Here is a 286-nt window from a genome sequence, read left to right as displayed (position 1 = left end):
TCGACCATCAGGTCGGCGGTCGCGGTGTCGTTGACCTCCGCGACGCTGCTGACCAGGCCGGCGGTGCCGAGCGAGAAGAGGGCAGCCGCCAGGCCGAGCAGCTCTTCGGCGCCGACCGGTGCGAGCACGCCGGACTCGCAGGCCGAGAGGACGACCCGGTACGGCGCCCGCTGGAGCCGTTCGAGGTCGTGCACCGTCAGCGGTCCGTCGGCGAGGTCGAGTGCGGAGAAGAGCGGACTGTCCGCACGGAACCGCCCGTGAGCAGCGAGGTGCACGAGGTCGGCGC

Annotated in this window: 1 protein-coding gene; it reads right to left on the bottom strand. The window is 72.7% G+C overall.

What is annotated here, in order from left to right; all coding sequences use genetic code 11:
* On the bottom strand, positions 1 to 286 hold a 286-nt coding region (locus ACOADB_RS14050), incomplete at both ends, for a CHAT domain-containing protein (RefSeq protein WP_378599688.1).

Origin of the sequence: Nocardioides sp. CPCC 206348 (assembly GCF_048654705.1) — a bacterium.
Lineage (GTDB): Bacteria > Actinomycetota > Actinomycetes > Propionibacteriales > Nocardioidaceae > Nocardioides.
This window is presented reverse-complemented; position numbering and strand designations above follow the sequence as displayed.